Here is a 24267-nt window from a genome sequence, read left to right as displayed (position 1 = left end):
GCCTACGGACCCCCGACCCGGAATCGGGCCCTGGAGCCTCCAGAACCGCGCGGTCCGCGCAGGATTACAGCCCCATCGCCTCCGAGACCTTCTTCGGCTTCATCTTCGACTTCTCGGCATCCTCCGGCTTGGCGCCGCCGGGCGACGCGACGCCCGAGTTCGCGGTGATGTTCGTGGCGACGGCACCCGGGAAGACCAGGCTCACCTGCACGTTCGTCCCGTCGAGCTCCGCGTACAGGGTGTCGGTGAACAGGCGGATCACACCCTTCGACGACCCGTAGGCGCCCTGTCCGGGGACCGGCAGGAGCGAACCCATCGACGCGAAGTTCATGATGAGCGCCTCCGGACGGCCCAGGAGCACCGGGAGGAACGCCTTGACCGTGTACACGGTGCCCCAGTAGTTGACGTCCATGACCTTCTCGATCTCCTCGATCGACAGGTCCTGCACCTTGGCGAACCGGTGGATGATGCCCGCGATGTTGATGAGTCCGTCCGCGGGGCGCCCATGTGCGGCCTCGACCTCGGCGGGCAGCGCCTCGACGGCGGCCCGGTCGGTGATCGACAGCGAATGCGAGCTGAACCGGCTCGCGTTCGCGCCGGCGAGCTCAGCGGTCTCCGCGAGCCCTTCCGCCGACAGGTCGACACCGGCGACACGTGCGCCCTCGTCGAGCAGCTGCAAGGTGGTCTCACGTGCCATGCCGTTCCCGGCTCCGGTGATGACGAACAGCTTTCCTGCGACCTGCATGAGGGTGTCCTCTCTCGCGCGCATGGCAGTTTCCTGCATTCAGTACCGCTCACGAGGTGCCCTGCCCTCGCAGGCCGCGCCGTTGCGCAGGCCAAGCCCGCAGGAGGTGGCAACCCTCCCGATTGTGCTGCTTGCCCCGACTCCCCGAAGGACCTCAAGACACCTTGTCGAATCACACGGTGCATTCCACAGACAACACGCACCGAACAACCCCTGGCTCCCGTCACGTCCCACAGCCGCCACAGCACCCACTCGCGGCTTTTCTCCTCGGAGTCGTGAACGTTCTCCGTTGGATCTCGTTCGTCCTGTTCTGGCCGTTCATGATCGCCGCCTCGTTGCTGCCGATCGTCGCGGTGGTCGTGTTCGTCCTCATGCTGTTCGACGTGTTCCCAGGCGGTTCCCTCCTCGCGATCGTCCTCGCCACGGTCGGCGCCTGGATCATCTCCTGGGTGCTGTTCCTGGTGTCTCCGACGCGAGCCAAGAAGCACTTCGACGGCTTCGGCGACGCGGCATCCGATGCCGGAGAACTCGTCGACGCCTTCTTCTACTACAGCTGGATGCTGCGCCTGTGGTGGAACATACTCCGGCTCCTCTGGTGGCTCGTGTCCGCACCGTTCCGGCTCATCGCATCGATCTTCGACTGACGGAGTTCAGGCAACGACCCCGACGATGGCGGTGCGCACGTCAACAGGCCGCCCGGTAACGGCGAGGAACGTGGAACGCGTGCTCGCGGGAGCGGCGACGAACGTAGGAAACTTTGGTGAACCCCCTGGTCAAACGGGTATCACGAAGGTGTGGACGAAAGTTGTCGGAGTCGGGCCGGCGAGCTGTGGTCGACTCGAAATACAGCAACCACCCGCACCGAGAAGGAGAAGCTCATGGCCAAGATCGCTCTCGTGGAGAACGCTTCGCACGATCAGGTGATGGAAACGATCCGCGCGACGTTCGAATCGCGCGACTACGGCTGGGAGGCTTCCGACGCCTCGCACGCGGTGGCGAACGAGGATGGCAAACCGATTGGAGTGGCCGTACTCCCGGTGTCGCAGCGCCTCCAGGTCGAGATCGAGGTCGACCTCGCCAAGAACCGCGTGGTGCTCACGCAGAACACCTTCGGGTCGCATACAGTGCCGCGGGTGACGGCCTGTTCCAGGTGCAACTGGGCTCGCGTTTCCGCAAGATGGTGAAGGCCGTCAAGGAGGACCTCACGGCGGCGGCGCTCACGTGAGCACAACCGATGCGCGCGACCACAGCGCGTGAAGGCAACACAGTGCATGGCAGTAAGCGGAGGCGGATCGGATGACATGGCGGGCCCGGAAAGAGCAGAAGTGGCCCCTGTGGGGGATGGCGGGGTTCGCGGCACTCGGGGTCGTCATCGGCATCACCGCGATGCCCCACGCGTGGGTCGCCGTGCTCGCCATGGCAGTCGCACAGCTTGCCTCGACCGCGTTCGGCGTCTTCTCGGACCGGCGGCCCGCGTTGTGGGCCGCCGCCATCGCTTCCGTCTCCCTCGGCACGGTCGTGTCCGATGCGCGGCTGAGAGAACTCGCGTACCTCGGTGGGATCCCGTGGATAGGCCTGGCCACTGCGATGGCAACCTTCACCCTCTACCGCCGCGCCCGATCTCGCGCCCCGATCTGCGTAGGAACCGTCGCACTCGTCATCAGTTCTGCGATTCTCGTCCTCGGAAGTGTGCAGGCCGGCGTTCCCCCGACGAGCGCGGTCCTCGCTGCGAGCGTCCCGTTCCTTCTCGGCATCATCATCGCTCTCGTGCTGCACCTCGGTGGCGCCCGACGCGACCGGATCCACCTCTCCGTCCTCGCCGAGGCGAACTCCGGCGAAACCTCCTCGGGGCCTGGCACGGCGCCCGGCCGAGGCGCCGCGACGTCCGGGGTCGACGCCGCGGTCCCGGAGAGCGCCTGCCCAGCCCCGGTGAGGGCCCGCGCGAAGGTGGATACCGCCGGAGCCTCGAACGCCGCCCGCCGCGCTCTCGCGGTCGTCGCACTCCGGAGCGACGAGTTGATCGGCGCCTCGGACGATCCGGAGGTTCGTCGATCCGCGCGCGAGGTGCGTGATGTCGCGAGCCGTGCCCTCGCCTCGGTGAGTGAGGAGCACGTGGGGGAGATCCGGATCGAGGTGCACTCGGACGGCGCTCAGCGGGCAACCGGCGCAGGAACTGGGAATGGTTCCGTCGGCATCCGTCGCCCCGCCGAGCCCATGCCGGACATGCCCGACCGCGAACGCGAGATCCTCCGACACGTCTCGACCGGGGCATCCAACGCCTCGATCGCCCGCAGTCTGTACCTGAGCGAGGCGACCGTGAAGCAGTACGTCTCGCGGCTCATGCGCCGTTTCGACCGGGGCAATCGCACCCAACTCGCCCTCATGGCCGCCCGCTGGTTCGAGGACGACTGACCAGGCCTTCCCCGGGGACCCGGTCGGTCGCGACGGCCCGGAGTGCATCGTCCCGGCAATCCGGAGCGCACCGGTGGCACGCTGGAAAAGAGCCATGGCCCCGCTCTCAGCGCGAGACGTTGCAGTTGCGCATCGTGCAACATATTGCGTTCCGTGTGGGATGAGGGCGCGCGAATCGGTATCCATCAGCGCGCATTCAAGCACCAGCTCACGCAGGAGCAGATCGTTACAGCAGTAGAGATCGGTGTCCGGTTCGCACGTATCTGCGAACCGGACACCCGCACGGAACCGCAGCGGTGGGGCGTGATCGGATTCGACCAGGCGGGCCGTCAGATCGAACTCGTCATCGTCCATGCCCCCGGAGGGGTGTTCGTCATCCACGCGAACTACCTCACCAAAGGCTTCGAGCAGGACATGAGGAACGCGCGATGAGCACATACACCGACGCCAACGGCGTCCCATTCACCGATGCCGACGTAGAGCGCTGGGCCGATGAAGCCGAGGCCGGATTCCCGGACTCGACACTGACCCGCGAGACACCCGCATGGGTGAAGACCGAGCCGATCGAGACCCATAGCGTGCGCGTGCCCGCTCGCCTCTGGCAGCTCATCAAGGACCAGGCCGAAGCCCGAGGTATGTGCACCAGCGAATACACCCGCGAAGCCCGGACCCGCAGCCTCCTCCCCCCACTGACTCACCACATGTAGAACGCCCGCCCCGACGACCGGGGCGGGCCTTCTACGTGTGGGTATGCGCTGGACCAGATCTCCTCGATAGGTGGCAACCCCACCGATGGTGTCGCTTATGTCAACCGAAAAACCCTTCATCTCAGGGAACTCTGTGCGCAGATCCTCCGCGAGCCGCTCCAGCACCTTGGTACCCCACCCCTGTTCCGCTTGCCGCTCGAGGATCGTCTTTCCGATCCGCCACCACAGAGTCAGCAACTCCCGATTCGCCTGGTGTTGGACCCGCAGCACGGGCGGCACTTCCCTTCAATCCGCCCTGTGGAAGTCGCGTAATGATCTCACCAGGGACTACTCACTCATCCACACGACCGGAACCGTAGGTGCGCCCGACATCCCCGTGAGACCCCACCGCTCACCTCCACACGCCGTACTGGCGCTTCACCACACCCGGGCGTACTCTTTTCCTATCTATCCGGTCGGATGCATCCAATTGATCGGCTGAGGCGGAAACACGGCGTCGCCGACCGCTCTCAGCCTTGCGACAGCACCACCGGCACCGAACCCGCCCGGACCGCCCAACCCTTAGGACTCCACCATGCGCACACTCGTTCTCCTCGCCCTCGTGGGCTTCGGCGCACAGCTCGTCGACGGCAGCCTCGGCATGGCGTACGGCGTCACGTCGACGACCCTGCTGCTCACGGTCGGCCTGAGCCCGGCGATGACCTCGGCGACCGTCCACCTCGCGGAGATCGGCACGACCCTCGCCTCCGGTGCCGCGCACTGGAAGTTCGGCAATGTCGATTGGAAGGTCGTCCGCCGGATCGGCATCCCGGGAGCGATCGGCGCATTCCTCGGCGCCACGGTCCTCTCGAACCTGTCCACCGAGGTCGCCGAGCCGCTCATGGCGATCATCCTCCTGTGCCTCGGCGCGTACGTCCTCACCCGCTTCACCCTCCGCGGCCTCCCCCAGCGGAAGGACACCACGCCCCTGCGTCGGCGCTTCCTCATGCCCCTCGGTGTCGTCGCCGGCTTCATGGACGCCACGGGCGGCGGCGGCTGGGGTCCGGTCGGCACTCCCGCGCTGCTGGCGAGCGGGAAGATCGAGCCCCGGAAGGTCATCGGTTCGATCGACACCTCGGAGTTCCTCGTTGCGGTGGCGGCCTCCGTCGGTTTCCTCATCGGCATCGGCACGGAGGGCATCTCGCTCACGTGGGTGCTCGCCCTGCTCGCCGGCGGCCTCGTCGCCGCTCCGATCGCGGCGTTCCTCGTCCGGGTCGTCCCGCCGCGACTCCTCGGCTCGATCGTCGGCGGTTTCATCATCCTCACGAACGCCCGCACCCTGCTCACGAGCGACCTCATCGGCCTCGCCGGCACTCCGTTGTACGTGGTCTACGGTTTCATCATCGCCGTGTGGGCTGCCGCAGTGGTTTGGTCCGTCCGGGCAGTTCTCCGGGAGAAGCACACCGACGCCGAGGCGCCCCACACACCCGACACCGCGCCGGGTGACGAGCCGGAGCGCGAGCAGGCAGCGGCCCGCGGCTGAACGACCGATATGAGAAAGCCCGCCCAGAGCGCCAGGGGTCTGATCGGACATTCAGAACACACGGATAGGGTCACCTCGAGCCGGAACACAATTCCGGGAATCACATGTCCCGCTGAAGCAGACGCAAAGGTAAGAACACTGCACACCTCTCCCACCACAGTCGCCGGGAACTCTCACTGCCTCTCACTCGAGAATGCGATGAGAACCGGACAGATCGACGCTCCTGCGGTAGAGGTGACCTGGCACAGCAACAGTGGCGAGGCGGTCTTCGCACCCACATACCTCGAGCACCGTTTCGCACGAACCGACACGAAGGCGGTCTTCGTCGTCCCGGACCCGCGGATCGGAAACCGTTCGGTACACGCCCCGGACCATCCGCTCGCGTTCAAGGGCATCGATCAGAGCGTCATCGATCCGCAGACCGACAGCGCCGTGTACGGCCGTGGCGTGTCTGCCCTGCATGCGATCCGCCGTGCGAATCCGTCATGCCGGTTCATCTTCTGGAGCCTCGCCGGCAGAGAGATGCACAACCGTCGCGAGGGACGTTACGTCGTCGACGGAACCTATCGGCACCCCACATGGAACCTCGCCGAGACCGAGGCCGAGTGCGGCGACGCGACCATCAGCCTGCAGGGGCTCCTGCACGACCGTTGGTCGAGTGCCCTCCACGTCGATGCCGGAGGCCACCCGTCCTGGTACGGTCTCCGTCTTCTCATGTCGCTCATCGAGAATCCTGCGGCCGACGCGCTCGAGGTGTTCCACGACATTCTGGCGACCTCGGGACGGCCTGTCTTCGACGCGCCGGAACCGACTGTCTATTCGGGAACGTCCCACTGGCTGCGCACAGTGCAGGAGTACGCGCAGAGGGGGATCGTCTCACTCGGGCCGAACATCCATCTGTGTACGAGCAAGGACATCGTCGCGGGTCGCATCCCGTCTTCCATCACCCGCGCGTGCTACATCACGCGGACCGGCAGTAATGCGCCCGCCGACGCGCATATCGTGGAGGCCCTCATCAACGTTGTGAATCACCTGCACGCGCAATGCCCCGACTCCCGGGTCGTCTTGTGGGACCGCGCCGCGGTCATGGCAGCGGACACGAGTTTCCCATGGAGCCGGAGCGAGATCACCGAGGACGATCAGGGCCCGTACGCGGCACTTCGTCCATTCGCCCCTGAATTCCCCACGATCGAGAGCCGTGACATCGAAAAGGTCTCGCCCTGGATACAACCGACCCTCGACGGCCTCATCGCCCTCCACCGGTCGCTGGGTGGATCGGTCGAGTGGGAGCCATTTCCCGACCTTCGCTGAGCGGCAGAACAGCAGGACTCGCAGCGTTACCGGTCCCACAACCGAACGAGCCGAGGCGCCCTCGCGGCCGCCCCGGCTCGTGCAATGCCGTCAACTTTCTCATGTCACCGAAGACGTTGCCTGACCACTGCGGGATCAAGCTATCCGCCCGGGTGAGACCGGCCCACGACGACCGCCCCCGCGGTCACAATGGTTCCCAGCGGTTGTTCCCTCCGAGCAACTTCACGACATTCATCAGCCCGTGCACCGTCGGCATCATGCCCTTCGGGTGCGACACTTCGACGTCGCTCGGCCGTACGAAGTTCGGTACCCCCGGGCCTTCGGTGATGACCCGGCCGACACCGGTGGCGCTCTGGAAAGCCCGGTCGAGAGCTCGGTGCGAGCGCGGGTGGGCAGGAGGGTGCCGGCGTGCCGGATTCAGGATGGGCGCGACCCGCGACTCCCACACGAAGATTCGCGTGTTGTACCCCTTCTGCGCCAGCCGCGTGACGATGTCCGCGGTGTGCGCGATCAACCCCTCCGCCTTGGGCCCGACTGCGGACTGTTGTCCCGAGATGAAGAAGACACCGTTCACCCCTGGCTCGCGGGAGTTGTCCAACAGATCCCGGGCACTGCGGATCTCAGTCCCCGGAGCCAGCGCCACCAACCCCTTGGTCACGTACTCCCGCAGTGCCTTCAGCCAGGAAGAATCACCGGTGAGCACGAACCCGCGTGGAAGCATGAGTACAGGACGCCACATGACCTCACGGATCCCGTCGAGGTGGTCCTGCACGGAAACGTCGGGGCGGTCCGTCATCCTGCGGAAGAGTTCTAGCCCGATGTACGGTGGCAACCCCACCGATAGTGTCGCTTATGTCAACTGGTGGGAGTACTCCGAGGTTGTGCAGCGGATCGAGGCACTGTGGTTGTCCTGGGAGAAGATGCGGCTGGAGGGAGGGCCGGGCCTGGTCGCGTTCTTCCGCGACTACCTCGATCCGATGATGAACGTGATCCTGTCGAAGGACGGACCGTTCGCACGGTACTCTCCCGGCAGGGTGCAGCAGGATCGGCTTCCGCAGCTGCCGTCGGCTCCGCCCCCACCGGGCTTGTTCGACTTCCCCCAGTGACAGAGGATCTGCCACAAGAATTGGAGTGTCATAAAGACAGAAGATGACGTTAACGACCAGAGGGAGCTGACCTTTGAAATACAATGGATAAATCAAAATAATCTCATTCGACTCTACGACCAGTGGGGATTTGAAGTAGATCTATACCAGTGGAACTACAATCTTTCCAAGTCAATCTTGCGTCCAGCATGTCCGAGCGACACGGACGATAAATACTGGGCGCAAGCTTCCATGAAAGGAGCCACTGGCCTGTATATCTTCAATGAAGGATTGACTTCGACACAGAACAGCAAGATCGAGCCCTATCTCGACACGAATCACCTCAGCGACCCTTGCCGAAAGGGCGCTATTGGTTTCGGGCTTGGAAAGCCAAAGCTCATTCCGAAGTATGGCGGGGGCGAAGCGGGTCAGGTTCAGAATCAACGGATGTTCGTTCGAATTAGGACTCCGAAAGGGAACAATTCGTGGAGTCACATTTCAGCAGCCTCATCATTTGTTGGAAACAACTGTATTGGGCGCGCCAACACGAACTGCATGGGTCTGACTGAGCCCATTGGAAACGTGTGGGATAATAGCGCTATGGGAGGGGGGACGAATATGCTCTTGCTTAACCCAGATCGCCGATGGGAGACTCCCACCTATTTTTCATGGGATCAGTTTGCAGATAAGCAGCCGAAGGCTTTGCAAGATATCCTCGGATAATATTGGAGGTGGGAAGTGAGGATGATGCAAGGGCGTCAAATCTGGCGCACCGTCACAATAATATCGGGCGTCGTCATCGTCATGTCTTCATGGGCCTTGCAGTTTTTGTATGCAGCCTCGGTAAGAGACGGATTTCTTTCTACGGACTTTTGCCCCAAACCACCCAAGGGAATGCAGTTGGATCAAGGAGGCGGCGGATCGTTAGACTCGGGATACATTCCACCTTCCATCACTTGTGATATCAATATCAAAGGACGATGGGAATCTACGCATACAACGTATGACATTATCCCTGCCTATCCTTTCTGGGCAGGAATTTCTCTCATACTCGTCGGCGTGATCGGTGGAATGATCGTTTCTCATCGAAGAAGAAAGGCCGACAACGCTTACCTACAAAATCTGGATCAACCACATTCCTAATCAAAGGCGTCATTGAGGAATCTGTCGTATCGGTAATGCGAGTTTTTGAAAGCCATCCTCGCACCTGTTGTGTCGACGCTTTACCAGGTCCGTTCCATCTCCCGTCCGGCTTTCTGTTGACGGTTCACGCCCTTCTTCGGCTGGGTCTTGGCATTCAAGGAGTCCTTGAACGATCCCTTTGCGTTCTCGGGCACGTTGAGCAATGCAGTCCTGCGTGCGTCGATCGCGTTCTGGGCCTCTGGAGACGTCGCGGCGACCGTCTCCAGGTGTCGGTTCATCTCCGCGGAGTGGGCCGCGGAGACCGCAGGAGTCTCGCTGCTGTGACCGCGGTCCATCTCCGCTTCGACCCGAGCGTCTGCCGCGGCATCGCGTTCCAGATCGGCGCGGTGTTCAAAGGTCTCGGCTCGATCTTCGGCGGCCGCGGCCGTCGAAACCTTCTCGATGCGTTCGTCACGGTCCATCGAGTCCTCGATCCCGCGTCGGGATTCGTCAAGCAGTGACTCCCGTTCCGCTTCGTCGAGGTGGTCGAGGTAATCCTCTGGCTGCATCCCCGCTTCCTCAGCCTCGGCAGCCGCGGCCTCTCGGATTTCCTGGGAGTATCCGCGTTCCTGATCGGCCGCGTTTTGCAGGAGGTCCGCCTCCGCGTCGTGCGCGGTGGCTGCGTCGAGGTTCACGACCTGCTCGGGTTCACGTACGTGTACACCGTGCGCGGAATGCTGCGACGCTGCCTCCTGGGCGTAACCCTTCCGGTTCTCGACTGCGTGCGTGATCGCGTCCTGGTAACCGTTGAAGGCCGTTCCTGCACCGTGGTCGGCCAGGTGGTGGGTGGCAACCCCACCGATAGTGTCGCTTATGTCAACGTGTCTTGACCTGGGGTTTTGCTCGTCACATAATGACACGAAGCAACTCAGGCCGCTCTGGGAGCGGAGCGGGCTCGCCCGCGCTGCGCACCCCAGCCCTCCCGAAAGCTGCATCTCCCAGCGTGTTCACATAAATCGTACCTTTGTCTGGGAACTCCTCGTGTAGCCGACGCACCTCCGTGGTCGCTCTCGTTCGTGAACGTGCGTACCGCACTGCCAACGTCGAGTGGACGAGGTGATACCCACTGTCGCGGAGCAACCTCACCCACCGCCTCTGTTCCGACCGATCCGACTTGCTCCTGGTCGGCAGCTCGAAGCTCACCAGGAGCCAACGTCCGTCACTCATCGCCACCCTCCAAAGGTGCCCAGTGGTCGACGTGGAATCCTTGCCGCTCCCCCTCGATGAACCTCGCGTACCGCAGGGCGAGCGCCAGTAATTCGTCGGCCACAGTTCTTCCCTCGGAACCGAAGGGAATCTCCAGAACCCCCGCCAGCGCCTTCTTGGTCTCCACCTGAGTCACTTTCGCAGTACCCGGAAGATTCCGCACCACATGGTCCAGAACCGGTCGGAACGGCTCCATCAGATCGGAGACCAAATTGAATGCATTGGCCCGATGCCGATGCCAGATCCCCAAGGAGGGAACGAGGCCGGCCGCGTTGACCGCTCGAATTCCCGAGGACCGGAGGATTGCGTATCCATAGTTCAACAGGGCATTCACGCGGTCTCCCCCGTCGTGGTCCCGCACGAACTTCTTTCCCCACAGACCGTCGAAATACTCTCGTGCAGCGCGCCCCTCGACATTGGTCATGTCACCGTGCCCGACTTCCGCTACCAAGGCACCGACGGATTTCCCCAGACGCGGCTTCCGTACCGAGAGCGTTGCCGCTTGTCCGCGAACCTTCGCGCGGACGATCTCCTGCCACACCTGAGCGTGGACTCCCCGGTCCACGGCTGCCTGGATCATCTGCCTGTGCGCCAACCGGGAGTTCTCCGCCCACGGCGACGCGACGACCGCGTGGAGAACCGGGACGCCCAACTTTCAGTCGTCACCACCGGACGACTCGCGCCACCGAGCGAAACGGACGGACATGTCCGGCCAGGTCGACTCACCTGCGGCTGCCGGGACTGCGAGGTCGATGCATTTCGACGGGGCTCTTGTCTCGTAGTCGTGCATGACGGCGAGACATATGCCCTGTGAAACGACGAAAAGGTCGTCCACCTCGACCCACGAACGCAGGGATCGAGAGCCATCGAGTGGTCGAAGCCGGATCCTGTGTTCACAGAACACAGGTCGGACGGCCCGATTTCGGGATTCCGCGACGACTCGATCGGGCTACGAACACTCAGTGCTCCCCCGCTGTCCACACCCCCGAAACAACGCCGAGGCGCCCGCACCGTTCCATGCGAACGGTGCGGGCGCCTCGGCGTCGGGGAGGGCGGCGGGGAGCCACCCGGGAGTACCGGAACTCAGATGTGGCGGCCGCCGGCGATCTCCAGGACGGTGCCGGACATGTAGGAGGACATGTCGGAGGCGAGGAAGAGGACGACCGAGGCGACCTCCTCCGGCTCGCCGGCGCGGCCCATCGGGATCTCGGCGAGCTTGGCGTCGATGACGTCCTGACGCATGGCGGCGGTCATCGCGGTGTTGATGAAGCCGGGCTGGACGGCGTTGACGCGGACACCCTTGAAGCCGACCTCCTTGGTGGCGGCCTTCGTCATGCCGACGATGCCGGCCTTGGCGGCCGAGTAGTTGGTCTGGCCGAGCATGCCGACCTTGCCGGAGATCGACGACACGTTGATGATCGAGCCGCCCTTCTCCTGGTCGCGCATGATGCCCGAGGCGGTGCGCAGGCCGTTCCACGTGCCCTTGAGGTGCACGGCGATGACCTGGTCGAACTGCTCCTCGGTCATCTTGCGCATGGTGGCGTCGCGGGTGATGCCGGCGTTGTTCACCATGACGTCGAGCGAACCGTAGGTGTCGACGGCCGTCCGGCAGAGTGCCTCCACCTGGCCGAGGTCGACGACGTTGCAGGCCTGGCCGACGGCGCGGTCGCCGACGTCCAGCGAGGCCGCGGCCTCCTTGACGGCGTCCTCGTTGAGGTCACCGAGGACGACATTGGCGCCCTCGGCGACGAAGGCCTTGGCGATGGCGAGACCCAGACCCTGTGCGGCTCCGGTGATGACGGCGGTACGGCCTTCGAGAAGCTGACCCATGAGCGTGACTCCTGTTCCTTCAGTCCTGTGGGGAGGTGATGTGCGGAGGCTGGTCCGAGTGCGGGTAACCCGCGTCGGATCAGCGCATCTCCCTGAGTGCGGCACCCGCGCCCTTGTTGAGCTGACGTGCGACGACGATCTTCTGGATCTCCGAGGTGCCCTCGTAGATCCGGAACAGGCGTGCGTGCCGGTAGAAGCGTTCGATGGTGGTCTCGCGCATGTAGCCCATGCCGCCGAACACCTGGACGCCACGGTCGGCGACGCGGCCGAGCATCTCCGAGGCGAAGAGCTTGCAGGAGGACGGGCCGATCTTCTTGTCGGAGCCGTCGTCCCAACGCTGCGCGGCCTCGAGGACCATGGCGCGGGCCGCACGCAGTTCGGTGTAGGACTCGGCGATGTGGGCCTGGACGAGCTGGAAGTCACCGATCGGGCGACCGCCCTGCTTGGCGACCTTCGAGTGCTCGATCATCTCGTCGAGCACCCGGGTGGCCTGACCGACGCAGATCGAGGCGATGTGCAGACGGCCCTTGTTGAGCGAGGCCATCGCGGCGTAGAAGCCCTTCTCCTCCTCGCCACCGATGAGGGCGGACGCCGCGACGCGGACGTCGTCGAAGAAGATCTCCGAGGTCCAGGCACCGGCCTGGCCCATCTTCTTGTCGTGCGGGCCCACGGTGACACCCTCGGCCGCGGTCGGCACGAGGAACACGGAGATGCCCTTGGAGCCCGTGGCGTTCGGGTCCGTCCGGGCGAAGGTGATGAGGACGTCGGACATGGCGGCGTTCGTGATGAAGCGCTTGGCGCCGTTGATCACGTAGTCGTCGCCGTCCTTGACGGCCTTGGTGGTGAGGCCGGACGGGTCGGAGCCGGCGTCGGGCTCGGTGAGCGCAAAGGACGCGACGACCTCACCGGAGGCGATCTTGGGCAGCCACTCGGCCTTCTGCTCGTCGGTGCCGTAGTTGACGAGGACCTGACCGGCGATGCCGTTGTTCGTGCCGAACAGCGACCGGAAGGAGGGCGTGGTGTAGCCGAGCTCCATGGCCAGCAGTGCGTCCTGGTAGGCGTTCATCCCCAGGCCGCCGAACTCCTCCGGGATGGCCCAGCCGTACAGGCCCATCTCCTTCGAGGCCTCGATGATGTCCTCCGGGAACGCGTCGTTGTCCTCGATCTCCAGCTCGCGCGGGATCACCTGCTCGGCGACGAACTCGCGGACGGCGGAGAGGATTTCTGTGAGGTCGGAATCGTCCATTGTTCTCTTTCTGCTGGCCGGAGGATGTGCCCGGCATGGGTGTGCACCTGCGGTGGCGGGGCCGGTTCTCACCGGCGCGCGGCGTTCACCGACCCCGCCACCATGAGTGTGGGCTCAGGCCTCGACCATGAGGGTGACGGCCTCGGCCACGCAGGCCGGGCGGTCCTTGCCCTCGACCTCGATGACGTTCGTCTGGACGACCTGGATGCCGGACTCCTTGCGGACGACCTCCTTGAGGGTCGAGACGACGCGCACCTTGGAACCGGCGGGCACGGGGGTGGCGAACCGCACCTTGTTGAGGCCGTAGTTGATCTTCATCTTCATGCCCTGGATGTCGGTGATCTGGGCACCGAGGGCGGGCAGGAGCGACAGCGTGAGGAAGCCGTGGGCGATCGTCGTGCCGAAGGGACCCGCCTTCGCCTTCTCCTCGTCGATGTGGATCCACTGGTGGTCGCCCGTGGCATCGGCGAACAGGTTGATCTGCTCCTGGGTGATCTGGGTCCATTCGCTGGCGCCCAGCTCCTGGCCGACGAGGGTCTCGAGTTCTGCTGCTCCGTTGATGACGCGCACCATTGCGTGTACTCCTTCTCGTGTCGCGGTGTCCCGGGGGACTGTCCTGGTCTCGGGCGTCCGTTCACCGAACGATCGAGACAGGCAATTCATACCATTAATGACAGTAATGACCCGAGGACTATTCGTGATTTCGGCATTAGTCTAGCCGCAGTACGGTTGAGGCGGTAGTGGGGACCACACCGCCACCGCATACTCTGCCACCGAACGACCCGCCACCGGCCTCCGCCCGACGGTTCCCCGACGGCCCACCGGTGGTCCCTCGGCGGCCCACCCACAGTTCCCCGACGACGAGGACGACCCCGCGATGACCCTCTCCACCGCACTCGACTCCGCCCGCACCCTGCTCTTCGTGCCCGCGGCCCGCCCCGACCGGTTCGACAAGGCCCTCACCTCCGGTGCCGACGCGATCGTCATCGACCTCGAGGACGCCGTCGCCCCGGCGGACAAGGACACCGCCCGGACGGCCATCGTCGACTGGCTGCGGACCCGCGACCGGACCACCGACACCGACACCCTCGCCCGGGATTCTGACGCCGAGGCGCCCGCCGCGGTCCTCGTGCGCACCAACCAGTCCGACTCCCCCTGGTTCGCCCAGGACGTCGCGGCCCTGGCCGCGGTGGCGAAGGAGACGGCGGGCACGGGTGGGCAGGGCACCTCGCCCGCGGAGGACGACCATGCCCCCTTCGGTGTCATGCTGCCGAAGACCGCCGAGGACGCTCCGCTCGTCGCCATCCGCTCCGCATTCCGCGAGGCGGGTGCCGGCACCCCGTACCTCGTCGGGCTACTGGAGACCCCCGTGGGGATCGTGCGCGCCGAGGCGCTCGCACAGGGCGGCCTGGTCGACCGTCTGGCCTTCGGCAACTACGACCTCGCGCTCGAACTCGACGCCCGCGTCACGGCCGAGGAGATCGAGCTCCTCCACGCCCGGTCCCGCGTGGTGCTCGCCGCCAGGGCCTTCGGGATGCCCGGTCCGATCGACGGCCCCTGCGCGGACTTCTCCACCCCGGGCGCCACCGAGTCCTCCGCCACCCGCGGCCGGGACCTGGGCTTCGCCGGGAAGCTCGCCATCCACCCGCGGCAAGTGCCCGTCATCGAGGAGAAGTTCGCCGACTCCGCGGAGGACGTCGACTGGGCCCGCCGGGTCGTCGAGGCCGCGGGTGACGCGGACGGTGCGGCGGTGAGCGTGGACGGCAAGATGGTCGACGCACCGGTGCTCAAGAGGGCCGAGCGGATCCTCGCCCGTGCCTGAACCGTCCACTGGGCGCTTCCTACCCGTCCACTGGGCGCTCCAGAACCGTCGACCGGGCACTCGTTGCCGACCCGTCCGGCGCCCACCCCTCCCACTGAACGATTGTTCGGTCTAGGGTGGAGGCCACAGCCGGTGCGCGGACAAGGGCGTGCGCGCACCCACGGACACAGGAGTGGACACATGCGTGAAGTGAAGGACGACGGCACGGACCCCTCGGACCGCCTGGGCAGCGACGTGGCGCGCAACATCGTGCCGGAAGGTCAGGAGGTCCCGGTCCGGCCGGCGGTGAGCGTCATCGTCCTGCGCGACGGCGCGGACTCCGCCTCGGGCCGTCTGGAGGTCTTCGTCCAGCACCGTGTGTCGACCATGGACTTCGCCGCCGGCGTCGTCGTCTATCCCGGTGGGCGCGTCGACCCGCAGGACCACGAGGCCGGAGCGGCCCTCGGACTCACCACGGAGGTCGCGGCGGCACATGCGAAGGCCTGGGAGCTCAGCTCCGTGGCGGAGAACCCGGGCTTCGAGTCCGTCATCCTCGCCTGCGCCCAGCGGGAGGTCCAGGAGGAGACCGGCGCGGTCCTCGCCCCGGAGAAGCTCAAGCCCTGGGCCAACTGGATCACGCCCCCGGGCCGCACCAAGCGGTTCGACACCTTCTTCTTCGTCGCCCGCGGCGCCGAGATCGGCGACATGAAACACCAGACGACCGAGGCGCACACCTCCGAGTGGCTGTCCACGGAGTACGTCCTCGCCGAGGAGGAGGCCGGGAACCTCAAGCTCATGCGCCCCACCCTCGTCCTCATGAACGAGATCCACGCGCTCGGGTCGGTCGACGCGATCATGGCCGCCGAGCGGACCATCGAACCCGTCCGCCCCAAGGTTCCCGGCAAGGTCGGCTGACCTCGCCGGGCTAGAAATCAATACGTTCCCAGCCACGCTTGGTGGGCTGGCGGACCTCGTCCTTCGAGCGGTAGACGATGTAGGGCCGGAACACGTAGCCCAGCGGGGCCGCGAACACGTGCACCAGGCGGGTGAAGGGCCACAACGCGAAGAGCAGGATCGCGCCGAACACGTGGACCTGGAACCCGGGTGGGGCCGCGGCCATGAGGGACACGTCCGGCTGGAACGCCCAGAACTGGCGGAACCAGATGCTGATCCCCTCGCGGTAGTCGTAGTGGCCGATCGCGCTCTCGACGATCGTCGAGTACGTCCCGGCCAGGATCACGAGCGCGAGCATGAAATACATGATCTTGTCGGACACCGTCGTCGACCCGAACACCCGTCGGTTGAGGCGACGGCGGTAGACCAGGATCGCCAGGCCCGCGATCGTCGCGACGGCCGCTCCCAGCCCGATCGTGATCGCCATGAAGTGGTAGACACCGTCCGTGATCCCCACGGCGGCCGTCCACGTCTTCGGGATGCCCAGACCCACCACGTGTCCCAGGAACACGGCGAGCACGCCGTAGTGGAACAGGGGGCTGGCGATCCGCAACAGCTTGGACTCGTAGATCTGGCTCGACCGGGTGGTCCAGCCGAACTTGTCGTACCGCCAGCGCCACACGTGTCCGAGCACGAACACCGCCAGGCACAGGTAGGGGACGATCAACCACATGACGACCTGCAGGGTCGTGGGTTCCATGGCCTCGTTCATCGTCTCGGTCCGTTCATCGTCGCAGTCCATTCATCGTCGGAGTACTCCGACTTCCTCCAGCGGCACGAAGGCCGTGCCCGCTCCACCGGGCCCACCGGACGCCGTACCGCCACCGTCCATGCCCGGCACGCCACACCCGGAGCCGTCGACGGCATAGGGCGTGAGATCGGCCGGTGGCATGTCGAGCACCCCGTCGGCCAGGCCCACGGACTCCTCCGCCGGTCCCTCCGAGGCCAGCCGGGCGATGGCCGTCCGGTCGTCCCCGTCGAGGGCCGGCAGGGTGAGGCACACGGCCTGCACGACAGGTGCCCAGGGCGAGTCGATGTCGTCCAGGTGCATGCGCAGCAGTTCGAGCCCCGCGCGGTTCTTCAGCACGAGCCCCACCCCGGCGGCCAGGTCGTGCCCGGCGCCGAACTCCAGGACGGTGACGAGGTGGTCCGGCAGTTCGTCCTCCGAGACCTCCAGTCCACCGGCCCGGTAGGTCTCCTTGAAGTCGAGCAGCGCCATGCCCCGCCGGCGGGTCTCCCCGTTCGCGAAGTACGTGAGGTACAGGCACCCCTTCTTCCGGGTGTCGAAGGTGTCGACGTACTCGCTGCGCAGGTCGTAGCGGTCCCGCGAGTCGATGGCGGACAGGGTCACCTCGAACAAGGTCCGCACCGGTCCCGGCAGCCCGGACACCAGGCGGCGCACCGCGGGCAACGCGTCGTCCAGACCCTCGTCCGGATAGGTGATGAGCCAGGACGCGGCGGTCCACACCCCGCGGACCTGCATGTCGTCGAGCGGCACCTGTGTGGACAGGGTGCCGCCGGTGAGGTCCTCGGCGCGCAGACCGGCGGCCTGCTTCTTCCACTTGGAGAAGAACGCGATCGGGTTGAAGGCCATGACGTCCCCGGTCCTCAGGCCCCGGCCGGTCCGGGTGTGGGGAACAGTCCGTCCGGTCGCCCGGCGCCGTTCCAGTTGAGCAGGTTCACGCGGCCCTTGAGCGCCCCGCGGTCCTGCGCGCCACCGGGTTCCACCGGTGCCCCGTCGAACCCGGGGACGTCCTGCATGCCCGGGCCGCCGTCGGAGTTGAGCGGGCAGTCGACGCCGATCCCCTCGAGGCTGTGGGCCGACTCCGAGTGTCCCGCCGGGATGACGTAGCGCTCGTCGTACTTGGCCAGCGCCAGGAGGCGGTACATCTCGTACATCTCCTCCGGGTCCATGCCCACCGACAACGGGATCGATTCGTCGGGGTCCTTGCCCAGGTTGATGTCCCGCATGTACGAGCGCATGGCCGCCATCCGCTTGAGCACGTCGGAGACCACGTCCACGTCCCCGGCGGTGAAGAGGTTGGCCAGGTATTCCAGCGGGATCCGCAGCTCGTCGATCGCGGCGAACAGGTTGACGTGGTCCTCCGCGTCGTAGCCGGTGTCCTTGACGACGTCGACGACCGGCGACATGGGCGGCACGTACCAGACCATCGGCATCGTCCGGTACTCCGGATGGAGCGGGAGCGCGATCTCGTACTCCTTGATCATCTTGTACACCGGCGACTTCTGCGCGCCCATGATCCAGTCGTGCGGGATCCCGGCCGCCTCGGCGGCATCCATGACCTCCGGGTCGTGCGGGTCGAGGATCAGGTCCTTCTGCGCCTCGTAGAGGTCGTGTTCGTCCTCGACGCTCGCCGCGGCCGTCACCCGGTCCGCGTCGTAGAGCACCAGACCGATGTACCGCAGGCGGCCCACGCAGGTCTCCGCACAGACCGTCGGCTCACCGTTCTCGATCCGGGGGTAGTAGAAGGTGCACTTCTCGGCCTTGCCCGTCTTGTGGTTGAAGTAGATCTTCTTGTACGGGCAGCCGGAGACGCACATGCGCCAGCCCCGGCAGGACTCCTGGTCGACGAGGACGATCCCGTCCTCCTCGCGCTTGTAGATCGCACCCGAGGGACAGGAGGCCGCACAGGACGGGTTGAGACAGTGCTCGCAGATGCGCGGCAGGTAGAACATGAAGGTCTCCTCGAACTCCATCTTCACCTTGTCCTCGATGCCCTTGATCATCGGGTCGTCGGCCTTGTGCGCGTAGGTGCCGCCCAGGTCGTCGTCCCAGTTGCCCGACCACTCGATCTTCACCTCCTCGCCGGTGAGCAGGCTCTTGGGCTTCGCGGTGGGGATGTGCTTCTGCTCCGGCGCTCCGAGCAGGTTGTCGTAGTCGTAGGACCACGGCTCGTAGTAGTCCTCGATGCCTGGCAACCGCGGATTCGAGAAGATCTTGGCGAGCTTGGACAGCTTGCCGCCGTCCCGCAGCTTGAGCTTGCCGCCCTTGGACAGCGCCCAGCCACCGCGCCACTTCTCCTGGTCCTCGTAACCGCGCGGGTAGCCCTGTCCGGGGCGGGTCTCCACGTTGTTGAACCACACGTACTCGGTGCCCTTGCGGTTCGTCCACGCCTGCTTGCAGGTGACCGAACACGTGTGGCAGCCGATGCACTTGTCGAGGTTCATCACCATCGCCATCTGTGCCATGACGCGCATGTCGTTCTCCTTTCCTCCCCGTCGCCGAGGCGCCCTGCCCGTCCGAAGGGCCGGGTCGGTTCCCCGTTCCGCCGGCGGAACGGGGGTCGGGGTCCTCAGTAGGTGACGTCCTGGTCGCGGCGCCGTCGGATGACGGTCACCTCGTCGCGTTGGTTGCCGGTGGGTCCGTAGTAGTTGAAGGCGAAGCTCAACTGCCCGTAGCCGCCGACCAACTGGGTCGGTTTGATCATGATCCGGGTGAGCGAGTTGTGGATGCCGCCGCGTTTGCCGCTCGTCTCCGAGATCGGCACGTTCGCGGTCCGCTCCTGCGCGTGGTACATGAACGCGGTGCCTTTGGGCATGCGGTGGGAGACGATCGCGCGGGCCGCGACGACACCGTTGCGGTTGACCGCCTCGATCCAGTCGTTGTCCGCGATGCCGACGGCCTCGGCGTCCTCGACACTCATCCAGATGGTCTGGCCACCGCGGCCGAGCGCCATCATGAAGAAGTTCTCCTGGTACATCGAGTGGATGGACCACTTGCTGTGCGGCGTGAGGTACCGGACGGTGATCGACTCCCCGTCGGTGGTCCCCGGCTTCGGCTCGCCGAACAGCGCATTCATGTCCAGCGGTGGTCGGAAGGCCGGGAGCATGTCCCCCATCTCCAGGAACCAGTCGTGGTCGAGATAGAAGTGGTAGCGCCCGGTGAGCGTGTGCCAGGGCTTGAGCCGCTCGACGTTGATGGTGAACGGCGAGTACCGCCGACCGCCGGTCTCCGAACCGGACCACTCCGGCGAGGTGATGACCGGCACCGGTGCGGCCGTGCCGTCGGCGAAGGAGATCTGCTTGCCCTCGTGCTCGCTCGACAGGTCGGCCAGCTGCTGACCCGTGCGCTTCTCGAGGTGGCGGAAGCCCTCCGTCGCCATCATCCCGTTCGTCGTGCCCGACAGTCCGAGGATGAACTCCGCGGCCTGCCGGTCCGTCTCCAAGCGCGGCTGCCCGGCACCCGCCCCCTTCGTCGTCACCCCGTTGAGGTTCCGCAGCCGGTCGACGTGGTGCTTCACGTCGTAGGTGATGCCCCGGGTCGTCATGCCCTTCGACTCCAGCAGCGGGCCGATGGACGTGAACTTCTCGTGGATCGCCGTGTAGTCGCGCTCGACCTCCACGAGATTGGGCATCGTCTTACCCGGGATCGGTTCGCACTCCCCGTACTTCCAGTCGAGCACCCTCCCGTGCGGGGTGTTCACCTCGTCGGGGGTGTCGTGCTGGAGCGGGAAGGCGACGATGTCCTTGCGCGTCCCCAGGTGGTCCCGCGCCAACTCCGAGAACTTCTGCGCGATCGTCTTCCACGTGTCCCAGTCCGTCCGCGACTGCCACGGGGTGGAGATCGCGGGGTTGAACACGTTGACGAAGGGGTGCATGTCCGTCGTCGACAGGTCGTGCTTCTCGTACCAGGTGGCCGCCGGCAACACGACGTCCGAGTGCAGGGTCGAGGAGGTCATGCGGAAGTCGAGGACGAGCAACAGGTCGATCTTGCCGGTCGGGGCCTTGTCCCGCCAGGCCACGTCCCGCGGGCGGTACTCCTCCGGGGTCTCCTCGGCGGTGACGGTGTTGTCGACGCCGAGCAGGTGTTTGAGGAAGTACTGCTCACCCTTGGCCGAGGAGCCGAGCGTGTTCGCCCGCCACATGGACCAGATGCGCGGATAGTTGTTCTCCGCGTCCGGGTCCTCGACGGCGAACTTCAGGTCCCCGGACTTCAGGCTGTCGACCACGTGGTCGGATCCGGACTTGCCCGCCGCCTCGGCCTCGTCCATGAGGTCGAGGGGGTTGCGGTCGAAGGACGGGTAGAAGGGCTGCCAGCCCAGCCGTGCCGAGAGCGCGACGGCGTCGGCACTCGCCATCCCGGCGAACTTGCCCTTGCCGGCACGCGCCGAGAGCCGGTCGACCCCGAACTGGTCGTACCGCCACTGGTCCGTGTGGATGTACCAGTAGGAGGTCTGTGTCTGCTGCCGTGGCGGCCGGGACCAGTCGAGCGCGTTGGCCATGTTGATCCACCCGGTGAAGGGCCGGATCTTCTCCTGCCCGACGTAGTGCGCCCAGCCGCCGCCGTTGACCCCCTGCGTACCGCACAGGGTCGTGAGGGTGAGGAACGACCGGTAGGTCTGGTCGGAGTGGAACCAGTGGTTGGTCCCCGCGCCCATGATGATCATCGACCGGCCCTGCGAGTCCCGCGCGTTCTCGGCGAACTCGCGGGCGATCCGCCCGGCCGCCTGCCCCGGCACACCGGTGATCCGCTCCTGCCAGGCCGGGGTGTAGGGCACCGTGGCGTCGTCGTTGCCCGCCGCCCAGACACCGGGCAGGCCGGGCCGACCCACCCCGTACTCGGCGAGCATGAGGTCGAAGACCGTCGTGACCCTGCGCCCGTCGAGCACCCGGTAGGGCACCCCGCGCCGGATCGTGTCGATCTCACCCTGTGCACCGGTGTCGAAGCGCGGCAGCTCGATCTCCTGTACCCCGTCGGCGGACTCCAGGAAGCTGAGCGTGGGCCGGATGTCGCCGAGGTCGAGGTTCCACTTGCCCTCGCCGTCCTCGGCGTACCGGTGCCCGAGCGTGCCGTTCGGCACGGCCGGGGCGTCGGTCACCGAGTCCCACATGACCGGCTTCCACAGGGCGTGCTCGGTGTCCGTCTCCGGCGACATGCCCGCCGGCAGTTCCGCCGCGACGACGAACTTGCCCGGGGACAACAGGTCCGGATCCGCGTCCGCCCGGGCCCCCGCCACCGAGGCGCCCTGTCCTCCGGCAGCCCCCGCGGCGTCGTCCTCCGCTACCTCGACTGGGAAGGTGTCCGGCGTCGAGGCGGAGACCCCGCCCGTCTCGGAGGCCGGGGCGAGCTCCACGAGGAACGGCAGGTCCGTGTAGTGCTTGACGTAGTGGTCGAAGTACTCCGTCGTGTTCTCGACGAAGAACTCCTTGAGGATCACGTGGCCCATGGCCATCGCGAGTGCGGCGTCCGAGCCGGGGTGCGGCGCCAGCCACTCGTCGGCGAACTTGACGTTCTCCGCGTAGTCCGGGGAGACGGCGATGACCTTCTGGCCCTTGTAGCGGGCCTCCGTCATCCAGTGGGCGTCCGGGGTGCGGGTGAGCGGGATGTTCGAACCCCACATCATGAGGTACCCGGCGTTGAACCAGTCGCCGGACTCCGGGACGTCGGTCTGGTCGCCGAAGGCCTGCGGCGAGCTGGGCGGCAGGTCCGCGTACCAGTCGTAGAAGGACAGCATCGAGCCGCCGATGAGCTGGTGGAACCGGGCACCGGAGCTGAAGGACACCGGGCTCATGGCCGGGATCGGCGAGAAGCCGGTGGTCCGGTCCGGTCCGTAGGTCTTCACGGTGTACACGTAGGCGGCGGCCACGATCTCGACCGCCTCGTTCCAGGTCGCGCGGACGAGCCCACCTTTGCCGCGGGAGGCCTTGTACCGGAAGGCGCGCCGGGGGTCCTCGACGACGGCCTCCCAGGCGCGGACGGGGTCTCCCCCGACCTCCTGCTTGGCCTGCCGGAACAGACGCAGCAGGGCACCGCGGACATAGGGGTAGCGCACGCGCGTGGGCGAGTAGGTGTACCAGCTGAAGCTCGCGCCACGCGGGCACCCGCGGGGTTCGTACTCCGGCATGTCGGGGCCGGCGCTCGGGTAGTCGGTGGCCTGGGACTCCCAGGTGATGAGTCCGTCCTTCACGTAGACGTGCCACGAGCACGAGCCCGTGCAGTTGACGCCGTGGGTGGAACGGACCACCTTGTCGTGCGACCAGCGGTTGCGATAGAACTCGTCGGCCTGGCGCCCACCCTTGTGGTGGACCTCGCGCTTGTCGGCGGAGACCTGCGCCTTCGAAAAGATCCGGCGCACACCGATGAGGGCGTCCATCGCGGCGTTGTCGACACCCGCCTTGGCGCCGGCGGGTGCGGCCGTGTGTTCGTCGATGCTCATGCTGCTGCTCGCTTCCGTGCGGAGTGGCCGACGTACCAGGCGATCGCCAGGGCGGCGGCGGTGAAGACTGCGAGGAACGTGATACCCCAGGAGTAGGAGCCCTGTTCACGCCACAACCAGCCGAGGAGGAGGGGTGGGACGAACCCGCCCAGGCCACCGGCGGCGCCGACGAAGCCGGTGATCGACCCCACCTGGCCCGGATCCGAGGTCTGGGCGATGAGGGCGAAGGTGGCGCCGGAGCCACAGCCGAGTCCGACGGACATGGCGAGGAACAGGACGGTCGCCCACGGGACGAGGGGTGGGTCGAGGATCAGACCGAGCGCGCAGACGAGGACGAGTGCGTGGCTGGCCATGAGCGTCCGGGCGGCACCGATCCGGTCGGAGAGGATGCCGCCGATGGGCCGCATGACGACGGCGGCGATGACGAACCCGGCCATGCGCAGCGCCGCGTCGGCCCGGTCGAGCTCGTAGGCGTTCACGAGATAGGTGGGGATGTAGACCGAGAAGGCCACGTATCCCCCGAAGGTCAGGGCGTAGAGGTAGCAGGCCTGCCAGGTGAGCGGGATGCCCGCGACCGTGAGCAGCTGCTGACCGATGTTCTTCCGCACCGGCTGCCACCCCGGGGCATTGCGCATGAGCAGGTACGCGAGGCCCGCGTACACCGCGAGCGCGACGGCCGCGAGGATGAAGGGCAGTGTGTCCCCGACCTCGAACAACGGCACCGTCGTGAAGGCGGCGATCGCGGTCCCACCCATGCCGACGCCGTAGATGCCGACGGCGGAACCCCGCGACTCCGGTGGGAACCAGGAGTTCACGTAGGGCACACCGATCGCGAAGGTCGTCCCGGCGACCCCGAGGAAGAAGCCACCGATGATGAGGGTGGTGAAGGTGTATTGCCCCACGAGCCCGACGAACAGGACCGGGATGATGGTGATGAGCGAGACCGTCGGCATCATGAGGCGGCCACCGAACCGGTCGGTGAGCGCCCCGACGACCACGCGCCCGACCGAGCCGACGAGCACGGGGATGGGATACATCTCACACGGTAGGGGCAGGGACGGACACACTTCAGTCGAGCACGCACCCGT

Annotated in this window: 22 protein-coding genes and 1 pseudogene; 10 read left to right on the top strand and 13 right to left on the bottom strand. The window is 66.1% G+C overall.

Annotated features, from left to right (window positions below; translation table 11 throughout):
- Nucleotides 1-64: 64 nt before the first annotated feature.
- Nucleotides 65-769, bottom strand: coding sequence for an SDR family NAD(P)-dependent oxidoreductase (locus tag AAD496_RS12285; RefSeq protein WP_349829070.1), 705 nt, complete (start codon nt 767-769; stop codon nt 65-67).
- 251 nt (nt 770-1020) lie between these two features.
- Between AAD496_RS12285 and AAD496_RS12280 the strand changes: the two genes are divergently transcribed.
- From AAD496_RS12280 to AAD496_RS12260, 5 genes are all read left to right on the top strand, one after another.
- The gene (locus AAD496_RS12280; protein WP_349829069.1) at nt 1021-1389 is read left to right on the top strand and encodes a hypothetical protein; all 369 of its coding nucleotides are present in this window, start codon (nt 1021-1023) and stop codon (nt 1387-1389) included.
- 234 nt (nt 1390-1623) lie between these two features.
- The gene (locus AAD496_RS12275) at nt 1624-1929 is read left to right on the top strand and encodes a hypothetical protein (protein ID WP_349829068.1); all 306 of its coding nucleotides are present in this window, start codon (nt 1624-1626) and stop codon (nt 1927-1929) included.
- Nucleotides 1930-2041: 112 nt separating this feature from the next.
- On the top strand, nt 2042-3157 hold the full coding sequence (locus tag AAD496_RS12270; RefSeq protein WP_349829067.1) for a LuxR C-terminal-related transcriptional regulator: 1116 nt from the start codon (nt 2042-2044) through the stop codon (nt 3155-3157).
- 153 nt (nt 3158-3310) lie between these two features.
- Nucleotides 3311-3589 carry a hypothetical protein gene (locus AAD496_RS12265; RefSeq protein WP_349829066.1) on the top strand — a complete coding sequence of 93 codons (279 nt, stop codon included), beginning with the start codon at nt 3311-3313 and terminating at the stop codon, nt 3587-3589.
- Entirely contained in the window at nt 3586-3864 is a 279-nt protein-coding gene (locus tag AAD496_RS12260; protein WP_349829065.1) for a CopG family transcriptional regulator, read from the top strand. Before AAD496_RS12265 ends, AAD496_RS12260 begins: the two co-directional genes overlap by 4 nt.
- Nucleotides 3865-3978: 114 nt before the next feature.
- Here the strand turns inward: AAD496_RS12260 and AAD496_RS12255 are convergent.
- Nucleotides 3979-4134 (bottom strand): annotated as a pseudogene (locus tag AAD496_RS12255) (DUF1016 N-terminal domain-containing protein); the annotation flags it as partial.
- A 304-nt stretch (nt 4135-4438) separates the two neighbouring features.
- On the opposite strand from AAD496_RS12255, the gene AAD496_RS12250 reads away from it, so the two are divergent.
- A complete protein-coding gene (locus AAD496_RS12250) occupies nt 4439-5386 on the top strand; it encodes a sulfite exporter TauE/SafE family protein (protein WP_349829064.1) in 948 nt (315 codons plus the stop codon).
- A 198-nt stretch (nt 5387-5584) separates the two neighbouring features.
- The gene (locus tag AAD496_RS12245; protein ID WP_349829063.1) at nt 5585-6697 is read left to right on the top strand and encodes a hypothetical protein; all 1113 of its coding nucleotides are present in this window, start codon (nt 5585-5587) and stop codon (nt 6695-6697) included.
- A gap of 184 nt (nt 6698-6881) precedes the next feature.
- On the opposite strand, the gene AAD496_RS12240 is transcribed toward AAD496_RS12245, so the two are convergent.
- Nucleotides 6882-7400 carry a hypothetical protein gene (locus tag AAD496_RS12240; protein WP_349829062.1) on the bottom strand — a complete coding sequence of 173 codons (519 nt, stop codon included), beginning with the start codon at nt 7398-7400 and terminating at the stop codon, nt 6882-6884.
- Nucleotides 7401-7515: 115 nt separating this feature from the next.
- On the opposite strand from AAD496_RS12240, the gene AAD496_RS12235 reads away from it, so the two are divergent.
- Nucleotides 7516-7803, top strand: a complete 288-nt coding sequence (locus AAD496_RS12235; RefSeq protein ID WP_349829061.1) for a DUF4913 domain-containing protein — start codon at nt 7516-7518, stop codon at nt 7801-7803.
- 1202 nt (nt 7804-9005) lie between these two features.
- Here the strand turns inward: AAD496_RS12235 and AAD496_RS12230 are convergent.
- The 5 genes from AAD496_RS12230 to AAD496_RS12210 form a co-directional block, all read right to left on the bottom strand.
- Complete coding sequence (locus AAD496_RS12230; RefSeq protein ID WP_349829060.1) at nt 9006-9599, bottom strand: hypothetical protein; 594 nt, start codon at nt 9597-9599, stop codon at nt 9006-9008.
- A 524-nt stretch (nt 9600-10123) separates the two neighbouring features.
- Nucleotides 10124-10822: a type II CRISPR-associated endonuclease Cas1 gene (gene cas1, locus AAD496_RS12225; RefSeq protein WP_349829059.1), complete on the bottom strand. Its 699-nt coding sequence runs from the start codon at nt 10820-10822 to the stop codon at nt 10124-10126.
- A gap of 431 nt (nt 10823-11253) precedes the next feature.
- Nucleotides 11254-12000 (bottom strand): 3-oxoacyl-ACP reductase FabG, encoded by a 747-nt coding sequence (fabG, locus tag AAD496_RS12220; protein WP_349829058.1) that lies wholly within the window; start codon nt 11998-12000, stop codon nt 11254-11256.
- Nucleotides 12001-12079: 79 nt separating this feature from the next.
- Nucleotides 12080-13246 carry an acyl-CoA dehydrogenase family protein gene (locus AAD496_RS12215; protein ID WP_349829057.1) on the bottom strand — a complete coding sequence of 389 codons (1167 nt, stop codon included), beginning with the start codon at nt 13244-13246 and terminating at the stop codon, nt 12080-12082.
- Between the two features lie 114 nt (nt 13247-13360).
- Nucleotides 13361-13819, bottom strand: coding sequence for a MaoC family dehydratase (locus tag AAD496_RS12210; RefSeq protein ID WP_349829056.1), 459 nt, complete (start codon nt 13817-13819; stop codon nt 13361-13363).
- 304 nt (nt 13820-14123) lie between these two features.
- On the opposite strand from AAD496_RS12210, the gene AAD496_RS12205 reads away from it, so the two are divergent.
- Both AAD496_RS12205 and AAD496_RS12200 read left to right on the top strand, forming a co-directional pair.
- The gene (locus AAD496_RS12205; protein WP_349829055.1) at nt 14124-15068 is read left to right on the top strand and encodes an HpcH/HpaI aldolase/citrate lyase family protein; all 945 of its coding nucleotides are present in this window, start codon (nt 14124-14126) and stop codon (nt 15066-15068) included.
- 180 nt (nt 15069-15248) lie between these two features.
- Nucleotides 15249-15962 (top strand): NUDIX hydrolase, encoded by a 714-nt coding sequence (locus AAD496_RS12200; RefSeq protein WP_349829054.1) that lies wholly within the window; start codon nt 15249-15251, stop codon nt 15960-15962.
- Between the two features lie 10 nt (nt 15963-15972).
- Here AAD496_RS12200 and narI read toward each other — a convergent pair whose 3' ends face one another.
- The 5 genes from narI to AAD496_RS12175 form a co-directional block, all read right to left on the bottom strand.
- A complete protein-coding gene (gene narI / locus AAD496_RS12195) occupies nt 15973-16701 on the bottom strand; it encodes a respiratory nitrate reductase subunit gamma (protein WP_349829053.1) in 729 nt (242 codons plus the stop codon).
- Between the two features lie 42 nt (nt 16702-16743).
- Entirely contained in the window at nt 16744-17595 is an 852-nt protein-coding gene (gene narJ, locus AAD496_RS12190) for a nitrate reductase molybdenum cofactor assembly chaperone (RefSeq protein WP_349829052.1), read from the bottom strand.
- Between the two features lie 14 nt (nt 17596-17609).
- Nucleotides 17610-19220 carry a nitrate reductase subunit beta gene (gene narH / locus AAD496_RS12185; RefSeq protein WP_349829051.1) on the bottom strand — a complete coding sequence of 537 codons (1611 nt, stop codon included), beginning with the start codon at nt 19218-19220 and terminating at the stop codon, nt 17610-17612.
- A 95-nt stretch (nt 19221-19315) separates the two neighbouring features.
- Nucleotides 19316-23179 (bottom strand): nitrate reductase subunit alpha, encoded by a 3864-nt coding sequence (locus AAD496_RS12180; protein WP_349829050.1) that lies wholly within the window; start codon nt 23177-23179, stop codon nt 19316-19318.
- Complete coding sequence (locus AAD496_RS12175; RefSeq protein WP_349829049.1) at nt 23176-24216, bottom strand: MFS transporter; 1041 nt, start codon at nt 24214-24216, stop codon at nt 23176-23178. The genes AAD496_RS12180 and AAD496_RS12175 overlap by 4 nt, the downstream gene beginning before the upstream one ends.
- Between the last annotated feature and the right edge of the window lie 51 nt (nt 24217-24267).

The organism is Brevibacterium litoralis, from assembly GCF_040212315.1.
Classification (GTDB): Bacteria; Actinomycetota; Actinomycetes; order Actinomycetales; family Brevibacteriaceae; genus Brevibacterium; species Brevibacterium litoralis.
Note: the sequence above shows the minus strand (reverse complement) of the source record. Positions and strands in the feature narration are given on the sequence as shown.